The following is a 14650-nucleotide window of genomic DNA, read 5'->3' as shown; positions in this document are numbered from 1 at the left end:
GGCTCCTTGAGATAAGTAGGGACTGCCTGTGAAGGCAGCCCGAATGCGACGTTTCATTATGCCTGGGCTGCCAGCACTCGCCGTTCCCAAGGCGTGATTTCATCAAAGTAGCTGGTCAGTTCCAGGGTTTTCGACGCGATGTAGCCTTCGATGAACTCCGTACCGAACAGTTCCTTCGCCAGAAGACTACGCTTCAGACGCTCCAGAGCAGCGTGCAAGGTACATGGCAAAGACAGATTATCCGGCACCTGGAACTCACCCTGTATTGCAGCGCTCGGTTCCAGACGATTTTCAATCCCATGAAGACCGGCCGCCAGGCTGGCAGCAATCGCCAGATAGGGGTTGGCATCGGCCCCCGGCAAGCGATTCTCGACCCGTCGGGCCACTGGCGAACTGGCAGGAATACGTAAGCCTGCCGAGCGATTGTCGTGGGACCAACAGGCATTGTTCGGCGACGCGAACGGATGACACAGGCGCTGGTAGGAGTTGACGTTCGGCGCGAACAGCGCCGTGAAATCAGCCATTCCGGCCTGTTGCCCGCCGATGAAATGCCTGAACGCTGCCGTCGGCTCGCCGGCCTCGTCGCTGAACACATTACGACCGCTGTCCAGCTCGACGATACTCTGGTGAATGTGCATCGAACTGCCCGGCGTGTGGGCCAGCGGCTTGGCCATGCATACCACGGTCAGGCCGTGCTTGAGAGCGACTTCTTTGAGCAGGTGCTTGAACAGGAAAGTCTGGTCGGCCAGCAACAAAGGATCGCCATGCAGCAGATTGATCTCGAACTGGCTCACGCCCATTTCATGCATAAAGGTATCGCGCGGCAACCCCAGGGCCGCCATGCATTCATAGACCTCGTTGAAGAACGGGCGCAGGCCGTTGTTGGAGCTGACACTGAACGCCGAGTGACCGTCCTCACGACGTCCATCCAGCCCCATCGGCGGCTGAAATGGCTGGGTCGGATCCGGGTTGGGTGCAAAAACGAAGAACTCCAGCTCGGTTGCAACCACCGGCGCCAGGCCCCGGGCAGCGTACCGGGCGATCACCGTCTTGAGCTGGCCACGCGTCGAGAGCCGTGAGCTTTCACCGGTCAGTTCATCGGCATCGCAGATTGCCAGTGCGCGGGGGGGCGAGCACCAGGGCAGGCGGTGGATCTGCTTCGGGTCGGCCACCAATGCCAGGTCGCCGTCGTCACTGCCATAGAAACGCGATGGCGGATAACCGCCCATGATGCATTGCAGCAGCACCCCCCGGGCCATCTGCAATCGCCGTCCCTCCAGGAAACCCGCAGCGGTCATCACCTTGCCCCGCGGTACGCCATTGAGGTCCGGCGTGACACACTCAATCTCATCAATGCCCGTCAGTCGCTGCGCGAGTGAGGCCAGGCCATCGGTCGTCATGACGCATTCCTTGTTATGTGCGAGCCGCGAACGGCAACCCGTACAAAATAGGCTTCAGCTGTTCGGAATATCAAGCACTCGGGGAGAATAAACATCGAGCCTGGCCCCCCCTGCGGGAGCGAGCCTGCTCGCGATGGCGGCGGGTCAGCTCATACCGGATTGACGATACACCGCTATCGCGAGCAGGCTCGCTCCCACAAGGATGCAGGCTGCCAGGGCCTCCTGCGTGGGACAGGCTCAGGGCAGATAAATCCTGAACACGCCTCCCCCCAGCACACCGCCATTGGCAAATTCGGTCCGCCCGCATACGCCGCCACGTTGGTGCAGCCCGGCGATCCGCGCGGCGAAGTACAGGCCCAGCCCGGTGCTGCCGCTGCTGTGGTTGATGCCCTGCACATAATCGGCCTGACGCTCGAGCATTTCGGGTGGGTAGCCTGGGCCGTCGTCGCTGATGGTGAGCACCAACTGCCCGGCTTCATCGCTCGCACTGATCAACAGCGCCTGCCGGGCGTGGCGAATGGCATTGTTGATGCAGTTGTCGAGCACCGAAGCAATCAGCTCACGGTCGAAAAAGCCCAGGGGGCTCAACGGGTCGACCTCATAGGTGACCATGATCCCACGGCTGCGGAACACCTCCTGATGGCCGGCCAACTGCGCCTCGATGAAATCGTCCAACTCATGGTAGGCCGGGTGCAGCGGCAACTGGTTGACCCCCAGCTTGTACAGCCCCAACAGTTGCACCATCAAGCCATTGAGGTGGGCGAACTCAAACTCCATCACCCCCTGCTCGGGGGCCTGCTGCGCCGCTTCGGGCAAGCGCTCGAGCCACTGCGCATGAGCCTGCATGAGCAAGGTCAGGGAGTTTTTCATGTCGTGCACGGTCGACGCGATCACCGTGGAAAAATCGAGTGCCTGTTCGCTGTCATTCATCGCCAAATGCCTTGCTTCGCAGTTTTTGATAGCGCGCAAAACGCGCATCGGTGTCGGGCATCATGCCCACCAGTTTCAGGCAGGCGCGACACTCCTCCAGCAGCTCCGACTCCACCCGGGTATCGGTGCCATGCAGCAGGGATTGCGCCATGTTCAGGGCAATACTGATGTTCTTCGGTTGCATCTTCAGCGCACGACGGAACAGCTCCCGAGCCTCGGGCAACGCGCCGGTCTTGTAGACCCGCACACCTTCGCGGTTCAGCTCGGCGGCGGCATTGCCTTGATTGAGGATGTTCGGATCGTCGGTGAGCTTGGCAATGCCTTGCATTACTGTCGGGTCATCACCGTAGATTTCCGCGCAGTTCTTGAGCATCGACTCGCCGGCACTGGTCTGGCCGAGCATCTGCAATTGCTTGGCCACCAACAGCGCGGCCTCGGCGCTCATGAATTGCTCCATGCCGTCGAGACGCTGCAAAGCCTGCTCGGTGAGTTTTTCCGCGGTTTCTGCATCGTTCAGCAACAAGCTCGTGGCTTTCATCAGTCGCGCCCGGACCTGCAATCCCGGGTCATTGAGATTTTCCTTCGCCACCGCGCTGAGGGTCGTGTTGATCTCCAGCCGGGTCCGGGTGTCGAGGCCTTTCTCGCTGCCCTTGCTGATCAATGCATGGGCCAGGCCGAGGTTGCTTTCCGGATCCTTGAAACGCGACTGCGCGCCCTGCCCGACCGCCTGGCGGTAGGCCCTGGAGGCAGTGTCGTAGTCTTCGTTGGTCATTGCCAACTTGCCCAGCAGCGATTGTCGACGTACCGCCAGGGGCGACAGGCGAACCGCTTCTTCCAGCACCTCCTGCGCCTGTTTCGTGTCACCTTCGGCCACCAGGACATCGGCCAGGCCGTCATACAAGGCAGGCATCATCGGAAATGTCTTGAGGGCCTTTTCATAAACGGCCTTGGCCTGCGCCACCTGACCGCGCTTGAACATCAATTTGCCCAGGCCCGCATAGGCCCAAGGCAATGGACGATCGGCCAGGATGGTGTTGTACAGGCGCTCCAGGGCTTCGTTCTGATTGAGGTCCCGCAGCGCATCGGCCCGATAACGCAGGCACAACGGCCCGTAGCGCGGATCTTGCTTGCACAGGGCGATGCAGGCATTGAGCACTTCCAGCGGCTTGCCACGATCCAGCGCCTGGAGAATCGGCTTGAGCAGAGTCTTGCGCTGTTCCAGCCGCTCCAACCGCTGGGCCAGGCCGGAGCGGTTGAAAGGCTTGGTCAGGTACGCATCGGGCTCGTGCTCCAGGGCACTGAGCACCATGGCCTGGCTGGTCTCGGCGGTCACCATGAGAAACACGCTTTCATGACTGATGAGTTTCTCGATCATCAGGTCTTCCAGCACCTGCTGACCGTTCTTGCGGCCGTCGCCCAGGTGATAGTCCTGCAGGATGAAGTCATAGCGCTTCTGCGAACACATGCGCAGCGCCACTTCGCCGGTATCGGCGGTGTCCACGTCCTTGACGCCCAGCTCACGCAACATGGAACGGATCGAGCTGCGGAAATCCGAGAAATCATCGACGATCAGAAAACTTTTTTGGTGGTACGCCAGCATCGAGGATGTCCAGGCAAGTAAAAAGGTGCACCCAATGGCAAACAACGAAAATGCCGTCCTGCAACCCGGGGCGCGCAGATGATAGCCACCAGCCACTAACGGGCAAGAGATTTCCGAACCTCTTGTCCTGGCTGTGCCGCAACGCACATTGCAAACCGTTCCGGCACACACAAGTGCAGGAGAAAACCGGGCTCATCAGGCTATCGGCTGAAGTTGGCTTTCCGTTAAGCGGATCGTAGGGAAGAGATAGGAAAGTTGTTGCCCAGAGGCAAGTGTCCTGGACAGGAAACTCATTTGAATATGTCGGAAGCCGAGGTCGACCCAGCGCTCCGCACCAGATCGATCAACCAGGTTCGCAATGCCACGACTTTTTTCGAGTTGGCTGTTTCCAGCGGCGTCACCAGATAAAAGCCCAGATCGGACTTCAACTTGAGGTTGAACGGCGCCACCAGCCTTGCGGCTTTCAGATCGTCATCGACGTAGGTAGAACGACCGATGCACACCCCCAATCCGTCGATGGCAGCCTGCACCGCCATCATCGCCAGATCGAACGTCAACCGTGCGCCTTCGGCAAGCTCCTTCGGTTGCCCTGCCGCGCTTAACCACATGTTCCAGTCGTTACGGGTCATGCCACTGACCTGCAGCAGCGTGTGATTGACCAGATCGACCGGGCTTTTCAAGGCCTTGGGCCCCGTCAGCAGCTTGGGGCTGCACACAGGAAAGATCTCGTCGGACATGAGCCAGTCTGCCCGCAAGCCTTTCCAGTCGCCGAAACCGTAGCGGATCGCGGCGTCGATGCCGCCCTTGCGGAAGTCGACCAATTCGGTTGACGCGGTGACCCGCACGTCAATATCGGGAAATGCTTCCTGGAAGGATGCCAGCCGCGGCAGCAGCCATTTGGACGCCAGGGAAACCAGCGTGCTGATGGTCAATACGCTGTTGTTGGTGGACTCGAGCAACATTTCGGTGGAATAGCGCAGCTCATGAAATGCCGAGCGAATGCCCGGCAGATAGGCATGGCCTTCGGTGGTCAGCGCCAGACCATCCTTGAGCCGCAGAAACAGGCGAACGCCGAGCTCATCTTCAAGTCGGCGGATCTGATGACTGATGGCCGTCTGCGTGACATTGAGCTCTTCGGCGGCCTTGGTAAAACTCATATGGCGGGCAGCAGATTCAAACGCTTTCAATCCATTGAGAGAAGGAATTCTGGCGACCATAAGGTTGCATAGTGCTCATGAGATTTTGTCATAGGGTAGCTTCGAAGAAGTCCTTTGCGAAATGTTTCAGCAGTCACGGATTCTGGCCCTATCCGCGCTTACGTTATCCGCTGAACAGGAGCTACCCATGAAACTGTATTTTGCCCCCATGACCTGCTCACTTTCGCCGCACATCGTGCTGCGTGAACTGGGCCTGCCTTTCGAATTGATCCGAGTCGACAACAAGACCAAAGCCACCGCCGACGGTCGTGACTTCCGCGATATCAATCCAAAGGGTTACGTCGCGGCACTGGTGCTGGACAACGGCCAGGTGCTGACCGAAGGTCCGGCCATCGTCCAGTACTTGGCAGATCAGGTTCCGGGCAATTCCCTGGCGCCGGCCAACGGCACTTGGGAACGGACTCGCCTGCAGGAGCTGCTGAACTTCATCACCTCGGAAATCCATGGTGGCAGCGCACCTTTGTTCAATGCCGACATTCCTGAACCCACCCAGGAGATTTTCCGGCAGAAGCTATTCAAGCGCCTGGACTACCTGAATAAAAGCCTGGCGAACAAACACTACCTGCTGGGCGACTTCGGCGTGGCCGATGCGTACCTGTTCACCGTGCTCAAGTGGCTCCCTTTCTTCGATATCGATATCAGGAACTGGATGGAACTGGCGTCATTCATGAATCGCGTCGAAGCGCGTCCAAGCGTGCAGGCCGCGATTGCCGCAGAAGAGGCCACGCTACCGGTTTAATCATGGACGGTAGAAGCCGGTCGATGCGGGCTTCTGCCTCACTTCCACCGAAAAACCCTGCACGCATCTCATATGGCGCACAGGGCTGATTTCTTTCTTGGGGAGTCGGATTGGCACTGTACCGCTATGGACGAACGGTTCGAGAAATGCGCCAACCTTTGATCATATGGTGTCCCAGGGCAGGTTCGAACTGCCAACCTTCCCCTTAGGAGGGGGATGCTCTATCCAATTGAGCTACTGAGACACAGGTCGACCACGAGAAACGCGGTGCGATGGACGGCGTGCATGTTAACGGCCAGCCTGGCGTTTGTCATGTCGTCCGTAGGCTTTTTAAGTGTAGGCAAATGCTAGAGCTCACAGCCCCTCAGTACGATGACACAGATAAACGGGACGCCACTCATCCGCCCTCAATTGCCCCTGCTAGTAAATCGGCAAATTGCCACTATCCTATACAATACAAGGACGGCACCGGTCTTTGCGGCCGTTTCGGTTATCCGCCAGACGGTATGGCACATAGACACGATGCAGTGGTCACAACGTGCAGACCTGGTAATTTTTCAAACCAGTCCGCATTTTTTGATGAAGGGTAATGGCAGAACGCCTTTACGCGGATCAATATTTGTCACAGAATTGGCGCCAATGATCTGGCAATTTTGAGGCATGATGCGGGCCTCTTAACAATTCAGGTTGAACATTTGGCCACGACGCTTGTCCTATTCGACATCCTGCGGCCAATCCCGAGAACCGCTCCCCTGAACTAACCGGTTAAATATATGCGCCCATTGAAACAGGCAATTTATTCCAGCCGTACGGCTGACAAATTCGTCGTACGTCTGCCAGACGGAATGCGGGAACGCATTGCCGAGGTGGCTCGCAATCATCATCGCAGCATGAACTCTGAAATCATCGCGCGCCTTGAGCAAAGCCTGATCCAGGAAGGCGCGCTGGGTGAAGAATTGAGCATGCGCCTGGACAGCCCTGAGCTGTCACTGCATGAGCGCGAACTGCTTCAACGCTTCCGACAACTCTCCCACCGCCAGCAGAACGCCCTCGTTTCGCTGATTGCCCACGATGCAGAAATGGCCGCAGACGCGTCCTGATCGCACTGCAATACCCAAAGCCAGCCTTGCGCTGGCTTTTTTTTGCCTGGGATTTGAGCTCGACTTGTATTTTCGAGCCCCGTAAAAAACCGCCAGACAAGCGTAATGCCGTTGTGGCGAGGGGATTTATCCCCGCTGGGCTGCGCAGTAGCCCCAAAGCAGTCGACTCGCTCTGCCTGATGCACCGAGTAGTCTGATTTTAGGGCCGCTGCGCGCCCCAACGGGGATAAATCCCCTCGCCACAATGAGCTGGGCAAGCCTTAAGTGGACAGCGTTACACCAGATAAGCGGTTTTTTTGACCAGCGACTCAGAGCAGGAAGATGGTCGCCAGCCCCAGGAAGATAAAGAACCCGCCGCTGTCGGTCATGGCGGTAATCATCACACTCGCACCCATGGCCGGGTCACGCCCCAACCGGGCGAGGGTCATAGGGATCAAGACGCCCATCAATGCCGCCAACAGCAAGTTGAGGGTCATCGCGGCCGTCATGACCACTCCCAATGACCAACTGCCATAGAGCAGGTACGCCACCACACCGATCACACCGCCCCACAGCACGCCGTTGATCAGGGCCACCGCCAACTCCTTGCGCATCAATCGCGAGGTATTGCCAGTGCTGACCTGGTCGAGCGCCATGGCACGAACGATCATGGTGATGGTCTGGTTGCCGGAGTTGCCGCCAATACCGGCAACGATAGGCATCAGCGCCGCAAGCGCCACCAACCGCTCAATGGAACCTTCGAACAAACCGATGACCCGGGAGGCGACAAACGCCGTGATCAGATTGATCGCCAGCCAGGCCCAACGGTTACGCAGGGATTTCCAGACCGAGGCGAAGATATCTTCCTCTTCGCGCAGACCGGCCATGTTGAGGACTTCGCTTTCACTTTCCTCACGAATCAGGTCGACCATTTCATCGATGGTCAGACGGCCGATCAGCTTGCCGTTCTTGTCGACCACCGGGGCGGAAATCAAGTCATAACGCTCGAACGCTTGGGCCGCATCATAGGCGTCTTCGTCCGGATGAAAACTCACCGGATCGCTGGCCATGACCTCGGCAACCTGCTTTTCCGGATCGTTGACCAGCAATCGCTTGATCGGCAACACACCCTTGAGCACACCGTCGTAATCGACCACAAAAAGCTTGTCGGTATGCCCTGGAAGCTCCTTGAGACGACGCAGGTAGCGCAATACCACTTCAAGGCTGACATCCTCACGGATCGTCACCATCTCGAAGTCCATCAGCGCACCGACCTGCTCCTCGTCATAGGACAACGCCGAGCGCACGCGCTCACGCTGCTGGCCATCGAGGGTTTCCATCAGTTCGTGAACAACGTCCCGTGGCAGTTCGGGCGCAAGGTCGGCGAGTTCGTCGGCGTCCATTTCCTTGGCTGCCGCCAACAACTCGTGATCATCCATGTCAGCGATCAGGGTTTCACGAACCGAGTCGGACACTTCGAGCAGGATGTCACCGTCGCGATCAGCCTTGACCAACTGCCAGACCGTCAGACGCTCTTCCAGTGGCAAGGCTTCAAGGATGTAGGCAACGTCGGCGGAGTGCAGGTCATCGAGCTTGCGCTGCAGCTCAACGAGGTTCTGCCGGTGGACCAGGTTCTCGACCCGGTCATGATGCGGGCCTTCCTGGCGATGCGTCAGGTCCTCCACGACCCGCTGGCGATGCAGCAACTCGACGACTTGCGCGAGACGGTCCTGAAGGCTTTCCTGCGTTTTCTTTACTTCTATTTCGGTCATAGGCGAACTCCACTCCCAGCAGTGGGGCACGCCGGAAGGATCAATCAGTCAGTTCATGATTGGTGAAACGTTGCTTTGAGTAACTACTGGGTAAGTCCATGGAAGTATTCCAAAGCCCCGGCGGGGCTGACGGGCGCAATCATACACCGCTTGGCGTTTTAAAACGTTAAAAAATCATGGCAAGAACAAGCGCTTGCGAGACAAACCTGAACACAGGCTGAACCTGTGGATTTACGACGTTTTATCCTGAAAAGAAAACACACCACCCGGCAAAAATGGAGCGGCTACCCTGAGGTCAGTCAGCCGATCACGAGCCGTGGGAGCAAAGCTTGCTCGCGATTGCAGCCAGTCAACAGACAGCGAATCGGTTGAGCTGCCGCTGTCGCGAGCAAGCTTTGCTCCCACAGGTAATGAATGCATCAACCCCCACCTTTTCATCCGCAAGGAAGGCGCTCGAATGCCGCTCAATCGCTATATTTTTCTGCTCGTCACCCTGTGCTGCCTGCCTTCGCTGGCCGCCGAACACACCGTTCATCGCTGCGAAAACAGCGCAGGGCATGTCACCTTTACCACCTTGAGCTGCGGGCCGGGGGAGGACCTGTCATTGCAACGAATCCATCCGTACAGCCCAGGCTCAACCGAGCCAACCCGCGAATCGATGCTGCCCGAAGCTGAGCACCGGCAAACATCCAGCAACAAAACCAAGCGCAGGGAACCGACGGTCGTTGGCCAGCTCGAAGAGCGCTGCGGGAACCTGCTGAGCCCCGGGGAGCGTCGTAGTGCAGTCATGGACAGGCGCATCGTCACCGGCATGAACCAGCAAGACGTGGAAAGCGCTCTCGGCAAACCCGACTCCATCAGGATTCGGAATGCGAGCACCCGCTACACCTACAAAGCGAAGAACGGTCGCAGCGCAGAGGTCGTGTTCGATGAGAAAGGCTGTGTGAAAGGCAAATCGCAGACAACAAAAAGCCCGCGTTAAACGCGGGCTTTTTGATATATGGTGCACTCGACAGGATTCGAACCTGTGACCGCTCGGTTCGTAGCCGAGTACTCTATCCAGCTGAGCTACGAGTGCAGGTTGTGGTTTTATACCAGATCACAACTGGTTGAAGCCAAGTTATTTGCATTGCTGCAAATGACTCTTAAATGGTGCACTCGACAGGATTCGAACCTGTGACCGCTCGGTTCGTAGCCGAGTACTCTATCCAGCTGAGCTACGAGTGCATGTGTTGCCGCGCATTATAGGTCGTCGAATCTTTTTGTAAAGCGCTTTTTTCTAGTAATTTCAACAACTTACAGAACAAGCCAGATTACAACGCACTACATGAATAATGGCGGAGAACGGGGGATTCGAACCCCCGACACCCTTTTGAGGTGTACTCCCTTAGCAGGGGAGCGCCTTCGGCCACTCGGCCAGCTCTCCGCAACACGGGGCGTATATTAACCACCTTCATCCCCGTTTGCAAACATAAAAATCGATAAAAATTAATGGCTTGGTTCGTCGTCCTTCTCTTTCTTGATACGCAGGTAAATTTCCTCCCGGTGCACCGCGACCTCTTTCGGGGCGTTGACGCCAATACGCACTTGGTTTCCTTTGACGCCGAGCACGGTCACGGTGATTTCGCCATCGCCAATAATCAGGCTCTCTGCGCACCGACGAGTCAGAATCAGCATACCTTTCTCCTCACGCAATTCAGTTCAGGGACTACAAGTCTGCAAAACAAGGACGTCGGACCTGCAACCGCAACGGTCGCAGCCTACAGGCCTCAGTATTGACCAGCGCGAGCAAAAGAACAGTTTTGAGACGCGCCATTCAAAAAAACAAAGGGCGCGGTAACACCGCGCCCTCGGGACAACGCCTTACTCGCCCTGCCGGGCGGCTGCGTCGAGTTCGAAAGCCGTGTGCAGGGCACGCACGGCCAGTTCCAGGTATTTCTCTTCGATCACCACGGAAACCTTGATTTCCGATGTCGAGATCATCTGGATGTTGATGCTTTCCTTGGCCAGGGACTCGAACATACGGCTGGCCACGCCTGCGTGGGAGCGCATGCCGACGCCGACGATCGAAACCTTGGCGATCTTGGTGTCCCCCACCACCTCCCGGGCACCGATTTCGGCTGCGGTCTTGTTCAGCACGGCTTCGGCGGCCTGGTAGTCGTTGCGATGCACGGTGAAAGTGAAGTCGGTGGTGTTATCGTGCGCGACGTTCTGCACGATCATGTCGACTTCGATGTTCGCGGCACTGATCGGGCCGAGAATCTTGAAGGCCACGCCGGGGGTGTCTGGCACGCCACGGATGGTCAGCTTGGCTTCATCGCGGTTGAAAGCGATGCCGGAAATGATCGGCTGTTCCATGGATTCCTCTTCATCAATAGTAATGAGGGTGCCCGGACCCTCTTTGAAGCTGTGCAGGACGCGCAGCGGAACGTTGTACTTGCCAGCAAATTCGACCGCCCGGATCTGCAACACCTTCGAGCCGAGACTGGCCATTTCCAGCATCTCTTCGAAAGTGATCTTGTCCAGGCGCTGAGCCATGGGAACCACTCGCGGATCGGTGGTGTAGACACCATCCACATCGGTGTAGATCTGGCATTCGTCAGCCTTGAGAGCTGCCGCCAGCGCAACACCAGTGGTGTCGGAGCCGCCACGACCGAGGGTGGTGATGTTGCCGTGCTCGTCCACCCCCTGGAAACCGGCGACCACCACGACGCGGCCGGCCTTCAGGTCAGCGCGAATCTTCTGATCGTCGATCTGCAGGATACGCGCCTTGTTGTGCGCGCTGTCCGTCAGGATACGCACCTGGTTGCCGGTGTAGGACACCGCCGGCACGCCACGCTTCATCAGCGCCATGGCCAGCAAGGCGATAGTCACCTGCTCGCCGGTGGAAACGATCACGTCCAGTTCACGAGGAACCGGCTGCTGCTCGCCGCTGATTTGCTTGGCCAGATCGATCAGACGGTTGGTTTCGCCGCTCATTGCCGACAGCACAACCACCAGGTCATCGCCCGCATCACGGAATTTCTTAACCTTGTCGGCGACTTGTTCGATTCTCTCGACAGTGCCGACCGAGGTGCCTCCAAATTTCTGTACGATCAAAGCCATTTCAAAGCCGCCTCTGCCCATGAAGGGCGCCCAATAGTTACTACGGCGGTCGGGCCCGCGACTGGACCGCGAGCCCGAAGCACCGCCTTAAATACCCTGCTCTACAAATGCAACGGTCTGGGCCAGTGCCGCATCCAGTGCGCCAGCGTCGGTACCGCCGCCTTGCGCCATGTCCGGACGACCACCGCCCTTGCCGCCCACTGCCGCAGCGGCCTGCTTCATCAAATCACCGGCTTTGAGTTGGCCGGTCAGGTCCTTGGTCACGCCTGCGACGAGAACGACCTTTTCCTCATGGACACTGCCGAGCAGGATCACTGCGCGGCCGAGTTTGTTTTTCAGTTGATCGACCAGCCCCAGCAGGGCCTTGCCGTCCTGACCGTCCAGACGCACGGCCAGCACTTTCACACCCTTGACGTCCACGGCCTGGGCCGACAGATCGTCGCCTGCGGCACTGGCAGCCTTGGCCTGCAACTGCTCGAGCTGCTTCTCCAGCAGACGGTTGCGCTCCAGCACTGCCGACAGCTTGTCGATCAGGTTGTCACGGCTGCCCTTGATCAGGCTCGCCGCTTCCTTGAGTTGTTCTTCGGCAGCATTGAGGTACGCCAGTGCCGCGGCACCGGTGACCGCTTCGATACGGCGCACGCCGGAGGCCACACCACCTTCACTGATGATCTTCAGCAGGCCGATGTCACCGGTCCGGTTGGCGTGGATGCCACCGCACAGTTCCACAGAGAAGTCCCCCATGCTCAGCACGCGCACACTGTCGCCGTACTTCTCACCGAACAACGCCATCGCGCCTTTCTTCTTGGCGGTGTCGATGTCGGTTTCTTCGGTCTCCACCGGGGAGTTCTTGCGGATCTCGGCGTTGACGATGTCTTCCAGTGCCTTGAGCTGCTCCGGCTTGATGGCTTCGAAGTGGCTGAAGTCAAAGCGCAGGCGCTGGCTATCCACCAACGACCCCTTCTGCTGGACATGCTCGCCCAACACCTGGCGTAACGCCGCATGCAGCAAGTGCGTGGCGGAATGGTTCAGCGAAGTGGCGTGACGCACTTCGGCGTCGACATGGGCGGACACCGGGGCGGCAATCATCAGGCTGCCCGAAGCCAGCACGCCGTGGTGCAGGAACGCACCGCCGGTCTTGGTGGTGTCGCGCACGTCGAAGCGCGAGCTGCCAGCCTGCAGGTAACCGCTGTCGCCGATCTGACCGCCGGACTCGGCGTAGAAAGGGGTCGTGTCGAGCACAATCACGCCTTCCTGGCCTTCGCTCAGGATGTCGACCGATTGACCGTCCTTATAGATAGCCACGATCTTTGCCGAGCCGGTGGTGCCGGCATAACCGGTGAACTCGGTGGCCACGTCAACCTTGACCAGGCTGTTGTAGTCCATGCCGAAGGCGCTGGCGGAGCGCGCACGCACCCGCTGGGCTTCCATCTCACGCTCGAACCCTTCTTCGTCGAGGGTCAGGTTGCGTTCGCGGGCGATGTCGCCGGTCAGGTCCATCGGAAAACCGTAGGTGTCGTACAGCTTGAACACCACGTCACCCGGTACCACGTTGCCCTTGAGTTCGGCCAGGTCCTGCTCGAGGATCTTCAGACCCTGTTCCAGGGTCTTGGCGAATTGCTCTTCTTCGGCCTTGAGCACGCGCTCGATATGCGCCTGCTGGGCTTTCAGTTCCGGGAAGGCGTCGCCCATCTCGGCCGCCAGGGCCGCGACGATCTGATAGAAGAAGCTGCCCTTGGCGCCCAGCTTGTTGCCGTGACGGCAGGCACGACGAATGATCCGGCGTAGCACGTAGCCACGGCCTTCATTGGACGGCAGCACACCGTCGGCAATCAGGAAGCCGCAGGAACGGATATGGTCGGCCACCACTTTCAGCGAAGCCTGGTTGTCATTGGTGCAACCGATGGCCTTGGCCGAGGCGTCCAGCAGACTCTGGAACAGGTCGATTTCGTAGTTGGAGTGAACGTGCTGCAGCACCGCACTGATCCGCTCCAGGCCCATGCCGGTATCGACCGACGGCGCCGGCAGCGGATGCAACACGCCGTCGGCGGTGCGGTTGAATTGCATGAAAACGTTGTTCCAGATCTCGATGTAACGGTCGCCGTCCTCTTCCGGCGAGCCGGGTGGGCCGCCCCAGATGTCGGCGCCGTGATCGTAGAAGATCTCGGTGCAAGGGCCGCACGGGCCAGTGTCGCCCATGGTCCAGAAGTTGTCGGAGGCGTAAGGCGCGCCTTTGTTGTCGCCGATGCGCACCATGCGCTCGGCCGGGACACCGACCTCTTTGGTCCAGATGTCATAGGCTTCGTCATCGGTGGCGTAGACCGTTACCCAGAGTTTCTCCTTGGGCAGATTCAGCCACTTGTCGGAGGTCAGGAAGGTCCAGGCGAAGGTGATGGCGTCGCGCTTGAAATAGTCGCCGAAGCTGAAGTTACCCAGCATTTCGAAGAACGTGTGGTGACGAGCTGTATAACCGACATTTTCCAGGTCGTTGTGCTTGCCGCCGGCACGCACGCATTTCTGGCTGCTCACCGCACGGGTGTAGGCACGTTTCTCCTGGCCGAGGAAGCAGTCCTTGAACTGGTTCATCCCCGCGTTGGTGAACAGCAGGGTCGGATCATTGCCCGGGATCAAAGAGCTGGAGGCTACTCGGGTGTGACCTTGCTCTTCGAAGAAGCGAAGGAAGGCTTCACGGATTTCTGCGCTTTTCATTAGGTTCTTCCACGGAGGCTGCGGCCAAAGGCCTGTGCAAAACGTCAACAGACGAAGCAACGGCAAAGGGCCGCATTATATCGGCCCTGCGCTTGGGGT

General features: G+C 58.6%; 11 protein-coding genes and 4 tRNA genes. 3 read left to right on the top strand and 12 right to left on the bottom strand.

Features of this window, described 5'->3' with window-relative positions:
- Nucleotides 1-56: 56 nt before the first annotated feature.
- The 4 genes from AD665_RS13470 to AD665_RS13455 form a co-directional block, all read right to left on the bottom strand.
- A complete protein-coding gene (locus AD665_RS13470) occupies nt 57-1298 on the bottom strand; it encodes a glutamine synthetase family protein (RefSeq protein ID WP_173668660.1) in 1242 nt (413 codons plus the stop codon).
- 339 nt (nt 1299-1637) lie between these two features.
- On the bottom strand, nt 1638-2330 hold the full coding sequence (locus AD665_RS13465) for a sensor histidine kinase (RefSeq protein WP_053192410.1): 693 nt from the start codon (nt 2328-2330) through the stop codon (nt 1638-1640).
- Nucleotides 2323-3930 (bottom strand): tetratricopeptide repeat-containing response regulator, encoded by a 1608-nt coding sequence (locus AD665_RS13460; protein WP_053192408.1) that lies wholly within the window; start codon nt 3928-3930, stop codon nt 2323-2325. Before AD665_RS13460 ends, AD665_RS13465 begins: the two co-directional genes overlap by 8 nt.
- Before the next feature lie 290 nt (nt 3931-4220).
- A complete protein-coding gene (locus AD665_RS13455) occupies nt 4221-5147 on the bottom strand; it encodes a transcriptional regulator GcvA (RefSeq protein WP_024779781.1) in 927 nt (308 codons plus the stop codon).
- Nucleotides 5148-5274: 127 nt separating this feature from the next.
- Here AD665_RS13455 and gstA point away from each other — a divergent pair, with 127 nt between their 5' ends.
- Nucleotides 5275-5886, top strand: coding sequence for a glutathione transferase GstA (gstA, locus tag AD665_RS13450; RefSeq protein WP_024779782.1), 612 nt, complete (start codon nt 5275-5277; stop codon nt 5884-5886).
- A gap of 167 nt (nt 5887-6053) precedes the next feature.
- Here gstA and AD665_RS13445 read toward each other — a convergent pair.
- A tRNA-Arg gene (locus AD665_RS13445) sits at nt 6054-6130 on the bottom strand.
- A gap of 529 nt (nt 6131-6659) precedes the next feature.
- Here AD665_RS13445 and AD665_RS13440 point away from each other — a divergent pair.
- Nucleotides 6660-6986 carry an Arc family DNA-binding protein gene (locus tag AD665_RS13440; protein ID WP_003178899.1) on the top strand — a complete coding sequence of 109 codons (327 nt, stop codon included), beginning with the start codon at nt 6660-6662 and terminating at the stop codon, nt 6984-6986.
- Nucleotides 6987-7294: 308 nt separating this feature from the next.
- Here the strand turns inward: AD665_RS13440 and mgtE are convergent, their stop codons facing one another.
- On the bottom strand, nt 7295-8737 hold the full coding sequence (gene mgtE, locus AD665_RS13435; RefSeq protein WP_024779783.1) for a magnesium transporter: 1443 nt from the start codon (nt 8735-8737) through the stop codon (nt 7295-7297).
- 457 nt (nt 8738-9194) lie between these two features.
- Here mgtE and AD665_RS13430 point away from each other — a divergent pair, with 457 nt between their 5' ends.
- Nucleotides 9195-9719, top strand: a complete 525-nt coding sequence (locus tag AD665_RS13430) for a hypothetical protein (protein WP_053192406.1) — start codon at nt 9195-9197, stop codon at nt 9717-9719.
- A gap of 19 nt (nt 9720-9738) precedes the next feature.
- Here AD665_RS13430 and AD665_RS13425 read toward each other — a convergent pair.
- The 6 genes from AD665_RS13425 to alaS form a co-directional block, all read right to left on the bottom strand.
- A tRNA-Arg gene (locus tag AD665_RS13425) sits at nt 9739-9815 on the bottom strand.
- Nucleotides 9816-9887: 72 nt separating this feature from the next.
- Nucleotides 9888-9964 (bottom strand) — tRNA-Arg (locus AD665_RS13420).
- A 108-nt stretch (nt 9965-10072) separates the two neighbouring features.
- A tRNA-Ser gene (locus AD665_RS13415) sits at nt 10073-10163 on the bottom strand.
- A 62-nt stretch (nt 10164-10225) separates the two neighbouring features.
- Nucleotides 10226-10414 (bottom strand): carbon storage regulator CsrA, encoded by a 189-nt coding sequence (gene csrA, locus AD665_RS13410; protein ID WP_003178872.1) that lies wholly within the window; start codon nt 10412-10414, stop codon nt 10226-10228.
- Nucleotides 10415-10600: 186 nt separating this feature from the next.
- A complete protein-coding gene (locus tag AD665_RS13405; protein WP_024776530.1) occupies nt 10601-11842 on the bottom strand; it encodes an aspartate kinase in 1242 nt (413 codons plus the stop codon).
- An 87-nt stretch (nt 11843-11929) separates the two neighbouring features.
- Nucleotides 11930-14551, bottom strand: a complete 2622-nt coding sequence (gene alaS, locus AD665_RS13400) for an alanine--tRNA ligase (protein WP_053192405.1) — start codon at nt 14549-14551, stop codon at nt 11930-11932.
- Nucleotides 14552-14650 lie beyond the last annotated feature (99 nt).

It is taken from the genome of Pseudomonas corrugata (assembly GCF_001269905.1).
Classification (GTDB): Bacteria; Pseudomonadota; Gammaproteobacteria; order Pseudomonadales; family Pseudomonadaceae; genus Aquipseudomonas; species Aquipseudomonas corrugata.
Note: the sequence above shows the minus strand (reverse complement) of the source record. Positions and strands in the feature narration are given on the sequence as shown.